At 43.6% G+C, this 15,738-nt stretch carries 14 protein-coding genes and 1 tRNA gene; 6 read left to right on the forward strand and 9 right to left on the reverse strand.

Translation table 11 applies throughout. The annotated features are described in order from the left end of the window. Nucleotides 1-144 precede the first annotated feature (144 nt). The 7 genes from FN809_RS10855 to FN809_RS10885 form a co-directional block, all read right to left on the reverse strand. A tRNA-Arg gene (locus tag FN809_RS10855) sits at nt 145-218 on the reverse strand. 128 nt (nt 219-346) lie between these two features. Beyond that, complete coding sequence (locus FN809_RS10860; RefSeq protein ID WP_142533548.1) at nt 347-907, reverse strand: 2-oxoacid:acceptor oxidoreductase family protein; 561 nt, start codon at nt 905-907, stop codon at nt 347-349. A 76-nt stretch (nt 908-983) separates the two neighbouring features. Further along, the gene (locus FN809_RS10865; RefSeq protein ID WP_142533549.1) at nt 984-1,748 is read right to left on the reverse strand and encodes a thiamine pyrophosphate-dependent enzyme; all 765 of its coding nucleotides are present in this window, start codon (nt 1,746-1,748) and stop codon (nt 984-986) included. A 3-nt stretch (nt 1,749-1,751) separates the two neighbouring features. Further along, nucleotides 1,752-2,834: a 3-methyl-2-oxobutanoate dehydrogenase subunit VorB gene (locus FN809_RS10870; protein ID WP_142533550.1), complete on the reverse strand. Its 1,083-nt coding sequence runs from the start codon at nt 2,832-2,834 to the stop codon at nt 1,752-1,754. Between the two features lie 98 nt (nt 2,835-2,932). Beyond that, complete coding sequence (locus FN809_RS10875) at nt 2,933-3,166, reverse strand: 4Fe-4S dicluster domain-containing protein (RefSeq protein ID WP_142533551.1); 234 nt, start codon at nt 3,164-3,166, stop codon at nt 2,933-2,935. A gap of 226 nt (nt 3,167-3,392) precedes the next feature. Continuing rightward, nucleotides 3,393-4,709, reverse strand: coding sequence for a pyridoxal phosphate-dependent aminotransferase (locus FN809_RS10880; RefSeq protein ID WP_142533552.1), 1,317 nt, complete (start codon nt 4,707-4,709; stop codon nt 3,393-3,395). A gap of 75 nt (nt 4,710-4,784) precedes the next feature. Next, on the reverse strand, nt 4,785-5,306 hold the full coding sequence (locus FN809_RS10885) for a flavodoxin (protein WP_142533553.1): 522 nt from the start codon (nt 5,304-5,306) through the stop codon (nt 4,785-4,787). 191 nt (nt 5,307-5,497) lie between these two features. Between FN809_RS10885 and FN809_RS10890 the strand changes: the two genes are divergently transcribed. From FN809_RS10890 to fucP, 5 genes are all read left to right on the forward strand, one after another. Next, nucleotides 5,498-6,394, forward strand: a complete 897-nt coding sequence (locus tag FN809_RS10890; RefSeq protein ID WP_142533554.1) for an RluA family pseudouridine synthase — start codon at nt 5,498-5,500, stop codon at nt 6,392-6,394. A gap of 657 nt (nt 6,395-7,051) precedes the next feature. Continuing rightward, the gene (locus FN809_RS10895) at nt 7,052-8,839 is read left to right on the forward strand and encodes an L-fucose isomerase (RefSeq protein ID WP_142533555.1); all 1,788 of its coding nucleotides are present in this window, start codon (nt 7,052-7,054) and stop codon (nt 8,837-8,839) included. A 240-nt stretch (nt 8,840-9,079) separates the two neighbouring features. Further along, nucleotides 9,080-10,561 carry an L-fuculokinase gene (gene fucK, locus FN809_RS10900; protein ID WP_142533556.1) on the forward strand — a complete coding sequence of 494 codons (1,482 nt, stop codon included), beginning with the start codon at nt 9,080-9,082 and terminating at the stop codon, nt 10,559-10,561. 3 nt (nt 10,562-10,564) lie between these two features. Next, on the forward strand, nt 10,565-11,005 hold the full coding sequence (gene fucU, locus FN809_RS10905) for an L-fucose mutarotase (RefSeq protein WP_142533557.1): 441 nt from the start codon (nt 10,565-10,567) through the stop codon (nt 11,003-11,005). A gap of 11 nt (nt 11,006-11,016) precedes the next feature. Next, nucleotides 11,017-12,312 carry an L-fucose:H+ symporter permease gene (fucP, locus tag FN809_RS10910; RefSeq protein WP_142533558.1) on the forward strand — a complete coding sequence of 432 codons (1,296 nt, stop codon included), beginning with the start codon at nt 11,017-11,019 and terminating at the stop codon, nt 12,310-12,312. Nucleotides 12,313-12,479: 167 nt separating this feature from the next. Here the strand turns inward: fucP and FN809_RS10915 are convergent, their stop codons facing one another. After that, nucleotides 12,480-13,388 (reverse strand): AraC family transcriptional regulator, encoded by a 909-nt coding sequence (locus FN809_RS10915; protein ID WP_142533559.1) that lies wholly within the window; start codon nt 13,386-13,388, stop codon nt 12,480-12,482. A gap of 31 nt (nt 13,389-13,419) precedes the next feature. Then, nucleotides 13,420-14,130 carry a GntR family transcriptional regulator gene (locus tag FN809_RS10920; protein ID WP_142533560.1) on the reverse strand — a complete coding sequence of 237 codons (711 nt, stop codon included), beginning with the start codon at nt 14,128-14,130 and terminating at the stop codon, nt 13,420-13,422. Between the two features lie 247 nt (nt 14,131-14,377). Here FN809_RS10920 and FN809_RS10925 point away from each other — a divergent pair, with 247 nt between their 5' ends. After that, a complete protein-coding gene (locus FN809_RS10925; RefSeq protein WP_142533561.1) occupies nt 14,378-15,700 on the forward strand; it encodes a dihydrolipoamide acetyltransferase family protein in 1,323 nt (440 codons plus the stop codon). Nucleotides 15,701-15,738 lie beyond the last annotated feature (38 nt).

The following is a 15,738-nucleotide window of genomic DNA, read 5'->3' on the forward strand; positions in this document are numbered from 1 at the left end:
CCTCATTTTTGAGGTTTTTGAGGGGACTCGGTAAAGTCTCGATTTTTATATCAGAATATGCCTTTTTTGCCCTTTTTAAAAATAAAAAAAGCACTTAAACCATTGGTTTTAAGTGCTTTTAAAGTTTTGTAGTATTTGCATCGGTGATCCGGCTAGGATTCGAACCTAGGACCTACAGCTTAGAAGGCTGTTGCTCTATCCAGCTGAGCTACCGGACCCTACTTTACTACCCCTTTTTTAAGGCGATGCAAAGATAGAAAAATATTGTTTTCTGCAATAGTAAAGTGTAAATAAATTAAAAGCCGACTAAATCAGGATACAGCCGGCTTTATTATTGATGCAAAACTCATGCTTCAATTTCTTCGTGAATGGCTTGAACAATGCCCATTCCGCGGTCGATGGCTTTTTGGTTAATGGGGATAAGGTGATGGTGACGCTCGGGCAAGGATTTCTTAAGCCCTTTTATCACATTTTCTATTTTCACCACCGGATTCACCTTAAGGAACCCGCCCAATACAATCATATTAAAGGTTTTTGAAGAGCGCATTATGGCTGCTTCCCGGGTGGCATCGACTCTGTAAATACGAATATCTTTGCGCGAGGGATGGCGTGTTATCCCATTGCCATCGTAAATAAGGGTGCCTCCGGGCTTTACCTGTCCCTCAAACTTATCTAAAGACTGCTGATTGAGGATGATGGCTGTATCAAAATCGTGCAAGATAGGCGAACTGATTTTCTCATCGCTTAATATTACGGTTACGTTGGCCGTACCACCCCGCATTTCTGGGCCGTACGAAGGCATCCAACTTACTTCCATATCCTGCATTACGCCTGAGTAAGCCAATATTTTACCCATCGAAAGCACACCTTGTCCACCAAAACCGGCTATAATAATTTCTTCTTTCATTTTTTTAAAATTAGTATCAAGTAACAAAGTACAAAGTACAAAGTAGCAAGATTAAGTAAAAAATAGCACCTGCTCGCTATTGATCTTTCATATCGCCTAAGGGATAATAGGGTAGCATATTTTCTTCCATCCATTTATTGGCTTGTACCGGTGTCATTTTCCAGCCTGAGCTGCAGGTAGAAACCACCTCAACCAGAGAGGTGCCCTTGTTGGCCTGCTGATTTTCAAAAGCTTTACGCAAGGCTCTTTTTGTTTTACGAACATTGCCCGGCGTATGTACCGATTGCCGGGTAACATAGCAAGTACCCGGTAGTTGTGCCAGCAGTTCCGTAATTTTAAGCGGATTGCCATCGCGTGCCAGGTCGCGTCCCGTGGGACAGGTGGAAGCCGGCATGCCGGGTAAGGTGGTAGGTGCCATCTGACCTCCCGTCATACCGTAGATACCGTTATTAATAAAAACCATCACTATATTTTCGCCTCGGTTGCAGGCATGTATGGTTTCTGCAGTGCCGATGGCAGCTAAATCCCCATCGCCCTGATACGAAAATACATTTTTTTCGGGCATTAATCTTTTTACAGCGGTAGCCAGTGCGGGCGCTCTTCCGTGAGCTGCTTCCTGCCAGTCTATATCGATATAGTTATAGGCCAATACGGCACACCCAACCGGTGCAATGCCTATGGTGCTTTCCTGAATGCCCATCTCGTCGATAATCTCGGCAATTAATTTATGCACCGTGCCATGGCTGCATCCCGGGCAATAGTGCATTACATTCTCTAAAAGAAGATCTGTTTTATCGTAAACAAGATTTTCGGGCTTAATTATTGTATTTAAATCTGCCATTGCTTATCCTCCTATTAATTTTTGTTGTAGCGCATCAACCACTTCGCTGGGTGAGTGAATGGCGCCACCGTAGCGGCCAAAATGCTCTACTGGTATTTTACCGTTAACAGCCAGGCGTACGTCTTCCACCATTTGCCCGGCACTCATCTCTACCGATAGCATTCCTTTTACCCGGCCTGCCAATTCTTGTAACTGCAAAACCGGAAAAGGATAAAGTGTAATGGGGCGAAGCATTCCTGCTTTAATGCCTTTGCTGCGCGCTATCTCTATGGCTTTTTGGCATATGCGGGCACTTGACCCATAGGCCACGAACAGATAATCGGCATCGTCGCACATTATCTTTTCGTACAATACCTCATTTTTTTCTATCTCACGATATTTGGCTTGCAGCTTATGGTTAAATTCTTCCTGTACACTGGATTCGAGCTGAACAGAGGTAATTACCCTACGCTCTTGCCCTTTCTTTTTGCCTGTGGTAGCCCAGGGGTGATGCTCCTCGATATACTCGTTGGTCCATCGCGGTTTTTGTTCGCCCAGTTCCACTTTTTCCATCATCTGACCTATCACACCATCGGATAATATCATGGCCGGATTTCGATATTTAAAAGCTAAATCAAAAGCTGTTTCTACAAAGTCGGCCATCTCCTGAACGGAAGCCGGAGCAAGAGTTATTAGTTTATAATCGCCATGACCACCCCCTTTTACCGACTGGAAATAATCCGACTGTGCCGGTTGTATGGTACCCAGTCCCGGGCCTCCTCTTACTACATTGACCACTACACATGGCACCTCGCTGCCGGCCAAATAAGTAAGTCCTTCCTGCATTAAACTTACACCAGGGCTGGAAGAGGAAGTCATCACTTTTTTGCCACATCCGCCTCCGCCGTACACCATGTTAATAGATGCTATTTCGCTTTCGGCTTGCAATACTACCATTCCGGTTGTGTTCCAGGGGGCTTCGGCCATAAGGGTTTCCATCACTTCCGATTGGGGTGTGATAGGGTACCCAAAGTAACCATCTGCACCACAGCGTATGGCAGCTTGGGCAATAGCCTCATTGCCTTTCATTAATTTTAGTTCTCTCATTTATCTAAAATTTATTCTTTTACTACTCATTATGCATCTACCTATACCTGTGCTTTAACATCGGCATACGCATAACAAAACATCGTTGACGAATGATTTTAAGCTGGAACCCGTTTTGCCCGGTATACTGTTATGCATGTATCCGGACACATGATGGCACAGTTGGAACAGCCCGTACAGGCATCCGGATTAGCCATATAGGCATAATGGTATCCTTTGCCGTTCACCTGGTCTGCCAGCTTAATTACTTGTGTGGGACAGGCAGTTACGCACAGGTTGCACCCTTTGCAACTTACCGTATCTACAACAATCGCCCCTTTAGCTTTAGCCATAATTTTTATCGTTTAATTTTATACTTGCAATCTATGTAAATATGCTATTTTATCTTATGATAGTAGTCATCAAATACCCATGACATTTTGCAGACAATAACCATCATCCCAATAAATCTAATAGTCGCCTCGTCTGTCGCTACTTTCTTTTAAGTACATTGGCCAGCCAGCTTGTCTGTCGCAAGAAGGCTTCTCCCTCTGGCTATTCTTTCTTCTTTTATTTGCCTTAAAAGCTTTGCTCAAACATGGCCAGGCGCTTTTCCAGTTCAGTAAACCGGCTTAGTTTGGTTTGCGAAACACAGGCTCTAACCCCCTGAATGCGGCTGCCGGTATTTCGTAAACCAAGTCCGCTAATGCCAAAATATAAAAGTTTTTGAAGCAACTCGCCTTCTGATAATCCGGGATACCCTATGGTAAAGTAAAAACCGTCGGCTATTTGTTCGTCTATATCTTTGTCGTAAACAATATAAAAGCCATAACGTAAAAACAGTTCTTTCATTAGCTTTGCCTTTATACCATACTCCCGTAGCTCTTCTATAAAGTTGTACTTCCCATCGCAGGCTGCTTTGTACATAGCCGCTACCGCGTATTGTGCAGAATGGCTCGCTCCTGACGACAACGAATATAGCAATCTTCCTACGATAACCGGCCCGAAATTACCTACCCCAAACCTAATTTTTAACGATTCAAAATAAGTAGAAAACAGACGGTGTGATATGCACAATGTGCCAAGTCGCTGGCCTGCATAGCTAAACACTTTCGAACTTGAAATAAGCAGGGCGTAATTGTTGGTATATTTGGCTACGGTAGCTTGGTAAGGTGGTTGAAAAGGTGTGGAGATATCCTGTCTGAAATCCATTCCAAAGTAGGCAAGGTCTTCAATGGCAATCGCATCGTATTTATCACATAGTTTACCTATTGTCTCTAATTCGTTGGGACGCAGGCATATCCATGTTGGGTTATTGGGGTTGGAATAAACAATTGCGCAGATATTTTCATTAATGAGGTAACTTTCCAGCTTTTCTTTCAGTTTATCGCCACGGCAATCAAATATATCAAATGTTTGATACTTAATGCCTAGCACTTTTAGCTGTTGTTTCTGTACAGGAAAACCAGGGTCGATAAAAAGGATGGTATCTTTTGTGGGGGAGAGATTTGAAACCGCCATAAAAAGGGCAAAGCTGGCCTGCATGGTGCCCACAGTAGGTACAAAGCACTCCTCGGGTAAATCAATATCAATAAATGCTTTGGCAAAACGGCTGGCCTCACGTTTAAATATTTTAGCTCCATCCAATGGAGGATACGCAGAGGCAAGCCCCTTCTTCAGTGCTTCCACCTCGGCATCTACGCCTATTTGCGGGGCAGAAAGTCCCGGCACACCCATCTCCATCCGTATAAATTGTTCGCCACTGCGCGCTTCAATGCTATTAACAATGGTAACAATTTCCCTAATAGTAGCTTTTCCTAAATCATCAATGTTTTGTTCCTTTACGGCGGTATCTACAATTTTTTTATCGATAATAGTACCTTTTTTAAGTTTCATTGCGTTATGATTTAGATGAATAAAAAAAGTTTATTCAGGATATGGAAGATAGCAAGTATGCTATCTTCGCTTGCGTCAGAAGCCTTCCTGCTTTAGGTCATTGAGCCAGTTTTTAATTCTTGGGTGGGTTTTCTCAGGTTCGTTGTCCTCGTCTAAAGGCAGCCCCATAAATTTACCGTCAACTATAGCTTCGGAATCCGTGTACTGATATCCCTCATCGGGCACAGCTCCATATACATCAACATTTAAAGCTTTTAGCCTTTGATACAACCATCCTATGGCATCTACAAAGTGACCGGGATAGTTAATTTGGTCGCCCAATCCGTAAATGGCCACGCGTTTATTTTTCCAGTTTACCTGGTTTAGATGGGTGAAAAAAACATCCCAATCGTCGTCTTCATGTTCTGAATCCCAATTGCTTCTGCCCAAAGTAGATATGCCAAATATCAATTTTTCGTAACCGTTCAATGACGAGGCATCGCAATCTTTTATTGCGGTAAGGTCAGTTGAATCCTCACCCAATTGTTGCGCTATTACAATGGCTACTTTTGCCACACTTCCTTTTGCAGGACCATAAAATACACCTGTTTTGCCCATACTGTTTTTTTTTATTTGTAACCTACCCCCAACTTTCACAAGCTAAAACCAAACTGTACGTTTTAAGTATTGCTTGGGTGCTTTATCCTTGTTCTTGCTGCATTATCATCAAAATTGCTCTTTTATAAGCACAAAAACAATAACATTTCTCATGCGTTTAGGATAACTTTACCGTTTTATAATATGTCATTATGGATAAAGGTATATCAGCAGAAATCATAGAGTCATATACTGTAGCTCCCAGGCAAGAACGGATAAGGTTGTCAGATTTTGCACCAGGTATTTTTGCCAGCCTCAACTCTATTAAAAGTACTAAAAAAGCAATTAAAAAAGGAAGGGTGCTGATAAACGGAAAACGGGGATATTCTGGTGATTATATTTGGGGTGGCGAATCAATTTGTTTATTAAGAGAAGAAGAGCCGAAGCAAAGAGCCACCCTAGAAATAAATTTGGAGGTGCAGTACGAGGATGATTACTTAGCTGTTGTAAACAAGCCGGCAGGCATATTGGTGAGTGGCAATAAGCGCTTTACGCTGCAAAATGCATTGGGTAAGGTGCTCAAACCCAGCTCAAGAAGGGATGCATTGGCCCGGCCTGAGCCTATCCACCGTTTAGATTATCCAACCAGCGGTGCTTTGTTGGTAGGTAAAACAGTCCTTGCCACCCAGCTTGCCAACAAAATGTTTAAGGATCGTACTATTATAAAAAGCTATCTGGCGGTAACTATCGGCAAACAAAATAGATTTGGCGTGGTGCAAGATAAGGTGGAAGGAAAAGCAGCCAAATCAGAATATAAAGTGTTGCAGTCGCACCCATCCAAACGTTTCGGATTTTTGAATTTGGTGCAACTCACCCTGCATACGGGTCGGCGGCATCAGCTGCGTATACACATGGCCGGTATCGGTAACCCTGTGTTGGGCGATGCGGAATACGGTACCGAAGGGCTAATATTAAAAGGTAAAGGTTTGTATCTGCATTCGCATTCTTTGCAATTTACGCATCCTATTACACACAAAGCTATTAAGGTGGTGCTTGCTCCGCCAAAGAAGTTTTTTAAGTTATTTGCCGAAAGATTGGCGGAGCTATGATGGCGGATTAGGGAAACTATCAACGAGTTTTCTCAAATCCCGGACATGGTGCGGCTTCGTCCCTTTAGGCGGAGCCTACCTCATTTTAATACAACTATATTCAAATGTTTGCTTTTCGACAAGCGCTTTAAAACAGGATCTATCTAATAATCGTTTTCATTGTAGTAGTCTTTAATGTCAGGATTGTCAGCCGTTTCGTTATCTCCTTTCCACATGCTTTAAAACAAGCAAGGTTCAGATGGTCAGTAAATTGTATTGTTCTTCTTCGCATTAAATGAGACAGTTTGTGTGACTAGGCGCGCTCAGTGTCTGCCCCGATTCTTCGGAGGTGTGTTCCATTAATTCTAATTGTTTATCGCATATGTGGATCGTATCTTATTATAGTATCCTTTAGCAAGTGAAATCTCACCTAAATGCTTGTAACCCTTTTTTAATTTATAGATTTTTCTCGTTACTAAAAGGGGTTTCGGCTTCTGTTTTTACCAGACAGACTGCAGTATTAAAGCCCTCTTTTTTTAAGCCTGTTTTTTGCATCTAACACAGAATGTTTAAAACAGATACAAAAATAATGAAATTGAACATTTCAAAATCTTTAAAATGAGGGTAATATTGTGTCGGAAACTTAAATTAACAATTAGTAACTAAAAATAGGATAAAATGGCAAACAGGTTAATTGGTGATTTACCAAAGGTAGGAATCAGACCCGTTATCGACGGTCGGGAGAATGGCGTAAGAGAATCTTTAGAAACGCAAGTAATGGATCTCGCAAGGGCAGCAGCAAAATTTATTGAAGACAACTTACGCTTCCCAAGTGGCGAAAAGGTTACGTGTGTTATAGCAGATACCTGTATTGGTGGAGTTGCTGAAGCCGCCATGTGTGCCAATAAATTTAAAAAGGAAGGTGTTGGCGTATCCCTAACTGTTACTCCCTGCTGGTGTTATGGTACCGAAGTGATGGATACAGATCCGCTTATGGCCAAGGCAGTATGGGGATTTAACGGAACGGAGCGCCCGGGAGCGGTGTATCTGGCCGCCGCTTTGGCCGGATATACCCAAAAAGGATTGCCCACTTTTGGTATTTACGGGCGTGATGTACAGGAAGCAGGCGACACCAATATACCCGCCGATGTGCAGGAAAAATTATTGCGCTTTGTAAAATCTGCTCTGGCAGTTGCCCAGATGAATGGCAAATCATACCTGTCGCTCGGGTACAGCTCAATGGGTATTGCCGGGTCAATGGTTGATGGTAATTTCTTTCAGGACTACCTGGGTATCCGCACTGAGTTTGTCGAGTCCGTTGAAATACTTCGCCGCATGGACGAAGGTATCTATGACGAGGAGGAATTTAAGAAAGCCTTGGCATGGACTAAAAAGAACTGTAAAGAAGGGGAAGACAGAAACAAACCGGAGGAGCAGGTTAATAAGGCCCGTAAAGAAGTAGAGTGGGAAACAGTTGTTAAGATGACCTTGATATGCCGCGACATGATGATAGGCAACCAAAAGGTGATAGATAAAGGATACAGAGAAGAGGGTCTGGGACGAAACGCAATTTTGGGCGGTTTCCAGGGACAGCGGCAATGGACCGATTATCAGCCGAACGCCGACTTTACGGAGGCCATATTAAACTCGTCCTTTGATTGGAACGGAATCCGCCAGGCATTTACTTTCGCCACCGAAAACGACAGTTTAAATGGTGTATCCATGCTGTTCGGGCATTTATTGACGAACACGGCACAAATATTCTCGGATGTCAGGACCTATTGGAGCCCCGATGCGGTCAAGCGCGTAAGCGGCAAAGATTTAACCGGCTTAGCCGAAGGTGGTGTAATCCATTTGATCAACTCAGGGTCCACAACGCTGGATGCTACGGCACAGCAAAAGGACGCCGAGGGAAAACCTGCCATGAAACCATTTTGGGAGATAACAGAAGAAGAAGCACAAAAGTGTTTGGACAATACGGTATGGCCGCAGGCCGACCGTGGATATTTCCGTGGTGGAGGCTATTCATCCTTATTTAAAACCGAAGGCGAGATGCCGGTAACCATGTGCCGTTTAAATTTGGTGAAGGGCTTAGGGCCGGTACTTCAGATAGCCGAGGGCTGGACAGTTGAATTGCCGGATGATATACATGCCGTTTTAGATGAGAGGACAAACCCAACCTGGCCAACAACTTGGTTTGTGCCCCGCACCAACGGAGAGGGCGCATTCAAGGACGTATATTCCGTAATGGCCAATTGGGGCGCCAACCACGGTGCGATAAGTTATGGGCATATAGGTGCCGACCTGATTACGCTGGCCTCGATGTTGCGGATACCCGTTAACATGCACAACGTAGGCGAAGATGAAATTTTCCGCCCCAGCGCATGGTCTTCTTTTGGCGAAGACAAAGAAGGATCCGACTATAGGGCCTGTGCGACCTACGGCCCCCTGTATGGAAGGAAATAATTCCCATCCATAGGTTTTGGGAAAAATAAAATGGGGCTGTCTCAAAAGTCAAAAATACTTTGACGTAACTTACAAATTACAAGTACCATGTAAATGGCTCTTCCCTTTGTTCCTGAGGACAAGGGGAAGTGTGGCGCCAGAGGCGGTGGGATAGGGATCGTGGGGTGACCTCACTTGCAATCTGTAAGTTTAAATGTTAAATAAAACACTTTTGAGACAACCTTATTAAGCATTTTAAATATGAAGGAAAAAGATGTTGCTATAGTTTTTGATTGTGGTGCCACCAATGTAAGGGTGATTGCCATCGATAAGTCGGGCAAAATATTGGCTTCGCATGCCATGCCCAACGAAACCCACGAGGATCCTGATTTTTCGGGCGGAAGGATATGGGATCTGGAGAAATTATGGGGTAAATTGTGCGTAGCCGCAAAAATTGTTTCCGATCAAATAAATCTTGAGCGCATAGCAGGTGTAACGGTTACCACATTTGGTGTGGACGGTACGTTTACCGATGAAAAGGGAATGCCGCTTTACCCTGTTGTTTCCTGGCAATGCGGGCGTACGTCGGCCATTATGAAGGATATAGAAAAATACATACCGCTCAATACCCTATTTCAAATAAGTGGTGTATATCCTTATGCTTTCAATACCATCAACAAGATGATTTGGTTCAAGGAAAACCGACCCGACATTATTGAAAAAGCGCACCGGTTTTTGTTCATTCCATCCTTGCTGATCAATAAGCTGTCGGGGGCATTAAAAAATGATGCTACGATGATGGGGACCGCTATGATGGCCGATCTTAAAAAGAGGGGGCTCTCGGAAGAAATATTAAATGCCATCGGAGTGGATAAGAATCTCTTTGGAGTAATTGGTGAGCCTGGGGAGCAGGCAGGGCAAATAAACAACCAAGCCGCAAAGCTTACCGGAATACCCGATGGTACACCGGTGTTTTTAAGCGGTCATGATACGCAGTTTGCCCTGTTTGGATCCGGCGCTCAGTTAAATCAACCCGTGCTTAGTTCAGGAACATGGGAAGTGTTGATGTGTAGAAGCGAAACTTTTTCGGCCTCGCAAGCGGAACTGGAACAAAACCTGACAACGGAGCTGGATCCTGTTGCGGGTATTTATAATATTGGACAAAATTGGTTAGGTTCGGGGGTTTTGGAGTGGTTTTCAAAAAATTTATATAAGGAGTTGAGTGGAGATGCGCTTTATGCATGTATGGTGGATGAAGCCGGTATGGAAAAGCCCGGTTCCGATGGTGTTATGGTTAATCCTGCTTTTTACGACGATGGCTCAAGTGTAAATGCGGGAGCTATTGCCGGCTTGACAATAGCTACACGCAGAAGCCAGTTGTACAGGGCTTTTCTCGAAAGCCTTGCCTATCGTTTGCGCGAAGGCCTGGAAGCATTGGAGTCGGCGGGTAACTTTAAAGCGGAGCGTATTATTTGTGTTGGCGGCGGGTCCAAAAACAGGTTATGGAACCAGTTGCGTGCTGACGTTTGCGACAGACCCATTCAGCTGATCGATCAAAAGGAAACGACGGTACTGGGGGCATCGATGTTTGTGTTTGCCGGGGCGGGAGTTTATGCCTCAGCGAATGAAGCCCGGCTTAAAATTTCCTACAATCCTCAATTGGTGATGCCTTCTGCAAACCGCCGGGTGTACGATCGCCTGTATTGCAATTTTCTGGATTTTAAAAACCATTACTGTCAATAAATTATGTTAAAAGGTATATCACCAATCCTAAGTCCTGAGTTGCTGAGCACACTCTATAAAATGGGACATGGCGATGAAATTATATTAGCCGATGCGCACTATCCCGCCTATAGTTTCAATGCCAATATATTAAGAGCAGACGGCATTCAAATACCGGATTTGTTAGCGGCCATATTGCCCTTGTTCGAACTGGATCAATACTCGGATCATCCATTGGTTATGATGGAAGCTGTTGAGGGGGATGTGCTGGATCCCGATGTAGAATTAAGATATTTAAAAAGTATCCATTTGTCAAATCCGGATATATCCCCCATCGAGAGGATAGGGCGTTTTGCATTTTATGAGCGTTCTAAAAAAGCTTTTGCCGTAGTTGTAACAGGCGAAACAGCCAAGTATGGAAATATTATCTTAAAAAAAGGGGTTACACCAAATACAAACTTATAAAATCGCTTACTGTGAATAAATCATCCAAAGTTGTAGAAAAAAAATATCTTGTTCCCTTTGTCCTTATCACAAGTCTTTTTGCATTGTGGGGGTTTGCCAATGATATTACCAACCCAATGGTAGCCGCCTTTAAAACAGTGATGGAAATATCCAACGCCGAGGCCTCCTTGGTACAATTTGCATTTTATGGCGGTTATGCCACTATGGCCATCCCGGCTGCATTGTTTGTACAAAGGTTCTCTTACAAAAAAGGGATTTTGATGGGTTTGGTGCTGTATGCCATCGGGGCATTATTGTTTTGGCCTGCAGCCCAATATGAGGCCTTCGGTTTTTTTCTGGTTTCCTTGTATGTGCTCACATTCGGGTTGGCATTTTTAGAAACTACGGCCAACCCCTATATTTTATCAATGGGGAGCTTAGAGACATCCACCAGACGACTTAACCTGGCGCAGGCATTTAATCCCATGGGTTCTTTGTTGGGTATGTTTGTGGCGTCAAGGGTTGTATTGGCAGCTTTAGCGTCCGATAAACAGCGAAATGCGGCAGGCGAATTAATTTTCTCCTCCCTTGATGAGGCCACAAAAGTAGCAATTAAAACGCACGACCTGATGGTTATTCGTAATCCTTACGTAATTTTAGGGTTGGTTGTCATTATCATGATTGTGGTAATTGCAATGGCAAAGATGCCCAAAACAGGGCATGCGACACATATACATCCAATGCAGTCCTTTAAACGTTTAATTAAAAATAAAAATTATCGGGGAGGGGTTGTGGCGCAGGTTTTTTATGTGGCAGCTCAAATCATGTGTTGGACCTTTATTATTCAATATGCCGAAAATTTGGGTATCAGTAAGGCTACAGCTCAGATGTATAATATTGTAGCCATGGGTATCTTTTTGGCGAGCCGCTTTATCAGTACCTTTTTAATGAAGTATGTTAACTCCCGGAAATTACTTATGTGGTTTGCCATGGGTGGCATGCTTACTATATCCGGAACCATACTCATAGAAGGTATGCTTGGTTTGTATTGTTTGGTAGCAACCTCGGCATTTATGTCGCTCATGTTTCCCACCATATATGGTGTCGCTTTAAAAGGGGTAGGGCAGGATGCCACCCTTGGTGCCGCCGGACTGGTAATGGCCATTGTAGGCGGGGCATTGATGCCACCTTTGCAGGGGGCAATTATCGATTTGGGTACGGTTGGGTTTTTACCGGCAGTAAATTTTTCCTTTGTGTTACCGTTTATATGCTTTATAGTAATTGCAATATATGGATATAGATCATACCAAGCGCAAATTGTGAGCTAACTAATTTGAGTTTAGCAGATAAATAATTATGCCAATCAAAAGTTAAACTCTGATAGGAGTTTAGCTTAATTTACACTTGTATAAAACAAGAGCTCAGGTTTTTAAGGTTTACACCCGGTTTGAGGTATTGCTAAAGATATGGAGAGGCAGCGCCGGGCTTACTTACCTTATTTCATCTCAAATTCTTTTTTATATTTTGCAGGAGACAATCCGGTGGTCACCTTAAATATTCTGGAAAAATGATAGCGATCGGCAAAACCGGTTTTATTAGCCACTTCGTCTATTGACCAATCAGAATGGTGCAATAAAACGCAGGCTTGGTCAATTCTTTTTTTCTTCACATACTTTTGCGGCGGCGTGCCAATCTCTTCTGTAAAAAGCCGGGTAAAAGCATTGGTAGTCATTTTAGCCTGTTTAGCCAAAATAGGGTTGGTGAGTTCTTTACCGATATTGTTTTCAACGTAGTTTAATACCTTTAGAATCCTGGAATTTCTGGTAATCAAATTCCAACGACCTTCGGGTAGGCCGGATAATAAATCACTGATTAAAGCCTGGATAGCCAGGCTCGAGTAAAAGCTGAAGCGTGTATGTTCGTATTTTAGATGTCGTTTTATGACGTGTAATTTTTTTTTCAGATGATCGCTTACTTCGTAAGTAAATACCCCGTGCGATATATTATCATAGGGCAGTCCAATATTAAAGTGGACAAACAAATGTAAGATACAACGGTCTGTGAGTAATTGTTGTTCTGTTACAGAGGCGTTTATTCTACCACCTTTTAAGGCATATCCGGTTTCGGGAATGGCATGATTGTGCAAACGGGTAGAATAGGAGGTGTTTGGTGCAATCATTACAATTTTATCTGGTGTTAATGCATATTCTTTCCCGTTATACAATATCACTGCACCCTCGCAACTATTGTGATAGATGCGCCAATACGGAAAGGACAATTCTTTAAATTCCCAATGTTGAAGCCACCAATAACGGCAGCAATGTAGTTGCAGATTATAATTAGGGAATAGTTGTAGTACATCCGAAGGATCACCTTTATCAGGCAGTTTAAATTGTACCGTCATGGTAAAAAATGTTTATACTTTTATTTCTCCTCTAAAATGTCCCTATCAGGGCATACTTGTCGGCATTGCAATACACCTGACTGTAAAACGAAAAATCGGGTCTGTTGGTGTCCATTTTCCGGTCTAACTGTATGATGGGCTGATCTTTGCTCACCTTAAAATAGTCCTGTATTTTTTTAGTGGCCAGGATGGCCATTATTTTCTGTTCTCCTCCGGTTACCTCCAGTTGATAGTGTTTGCGAAGCAGATCAAATAACGATTTATTTTCGAAGCTAAGCGCGCTTAGGCGGGGAAGATTGATGTTGGGTATCATGGTGATATCGTAAAAAACCGGATCGTCGTTGATAAGGCGGAGACGTTCCAGATAGATACATCCAAATTCCTTTTCCCTGTCGGAGAGTTCAAACGAAAATGCTTTCTTCCAGCGACGCACATCGGGCTTAACAATAATGCGTGTGCTCAGGTTCTCGGTACCCAGAGCCGCCGTAGTACCACCCAGCGACAAAATACCCACCCCCTTGGGCGTACCCTTTACTATGCTGCCTTTTCCTTTTCGTTTAACGATAAAGCCGTCGTTCACTAGCTTGTCCAGTGCCTTGCGGATGGTGGGGCGCGTAACACCGTGCGTGGCACACAGCTCGTTTTCCGAGGGGAGCAGATCTCCCTCGCGATATACTTTTTCCGAAATGTGTTTGCGCAGCGATTCGTAAACAATACTATGTTGCGGTTTTCTAACTGTCATTATCCTGTTTTTTTCAACTTTAATGATTTATGCAAGTAACTATATTTTAGTTTCTCTTGAATAATTTAAGTATAAAATTATAAAATAAATTGTAAGCACAAGTATTGTTAACATGTAAATACAAACGTGTAATTTTCATTAGTTCAAAAGCAGCTATAAATCAATGTCGTGAAATTTAAAAGAAAAAAACAACCTTCCAACTTGTAAATACAAGTTTAAGTGTTAAATTTGTTCCAAAATATTCAATATGGCTACAATTGTAATAATGCCCCGCCAGGGGCAATCGGTTGAATCCTGCATACTTACCGAATGGTTTAAACAGGTGGGAGACGAAATTAAAAAAGGTGAGCCTTTGTTTGCCTACGAAACGGATAAAGCTTCATTTGAAGAAGAAGCCCCGGAGGACGGTATCCTGTTGGGCACTTTTTGCCAGGAAGGCGACGAGGTTCCGGTATTACAAAATATTGCCGTGATAGGTAAGGCCGGCGAAAATATCGATGAGTACAAACCGGGTGCTACCGTTGAAAGTAAAGAGGTGCCTGAAGAAAAGGAAGAAACTGCGGAAAAGGAAGAGGCTTCTGCCCCTGAAGTACCAGTTGAAAGTAAAGTGAAAAGTGTTGGCGGAGAGCTAAGGATTTCGCCCCGCGCCAAAAAATTGGCAGTCGAAAAAGGAGTTCCTTTTGAAACGCTGTTGGGTTCGGGTCCCCAAGGAAGGGTTATCGAAAGGGATGTGCAGGCTTATTTGGTGGCTAAACCCAAAATGACCCCGCTGGCCAAAGAGGTGGCCAAACACGAAGAGCTAACAATTGCGGAGCAGGGTACAGGATTGGCCGGAACCGTAAGGGCAGCCGACCTCACGGCCAAAAATCCGGTTTATGCCGAAGATTACGAAATCAAAAAGATGCCTCATATCCGCAAGCTGATTGCCAAGGCCATGCATGCCTCGCTGCAAAATTCGGCACAGCTTACCCACCATTTGGGGGCCGATGCCCGCCGCATCATGGAATTGCGCAAGCAGGTAAAAGCAACGGAGGGGGCGGCCAATATTACCATCAACGATATGGTGTGTCTGGCCGTTATCAAGGCTTTAAAGCAGTTTCCCGATGCCAATGCGCATTTCCTGGGCGATAGCATAAAATATTTCAGTAAGGTTCATCTGGGCTTGGCCGTAGATACCGAGCGCGGTTTGATGGTGCCGGTAATAAAAAATGCCGACGACCTGTCCATTACCGGATTGTCGCGTCAATTTAAGGAAGTGGCCGAAGCTTGTCGTCAGGGAAGCATCGACCCCGAACTATTGTCGTCGGAAGCCGCATCGTTTACCGTGTCGAACCTCGGTAATTATGGGGTGGAGATGTTTACCCCGGTAATCAACCTGCCGCAGGTGGCCATCCTGGGGGTAAACACCATTGTGCCACGACCCGCAGATTTGGGTGGAGGAGTGTATGGTTTTGTGCCTTATATCGGCCTTAGCCTTACCTACGACCACCAGGCGCTTGACGGTGGCATGGCTACCCGTTTTTTGAAGCAGATTGCCATTGAAATAGAAAATTTGGAAATAGATTTTTAACCTGAACTGTTCCTGAATTATTTGGGTTAGGCACAATT

Origin of the sequence: Saccharicrinis carchari (genome assembly GCF_900182605.1) — a bacterium.
In the GTDB taxonomy this organism is placed as follows: domain Bacteria; phylum Bacteroidota; class Bacteroidia; order Bacteroidales; family Marinilabiliaceae; genus Saccharicrinis; species Saccharicrinis carchari.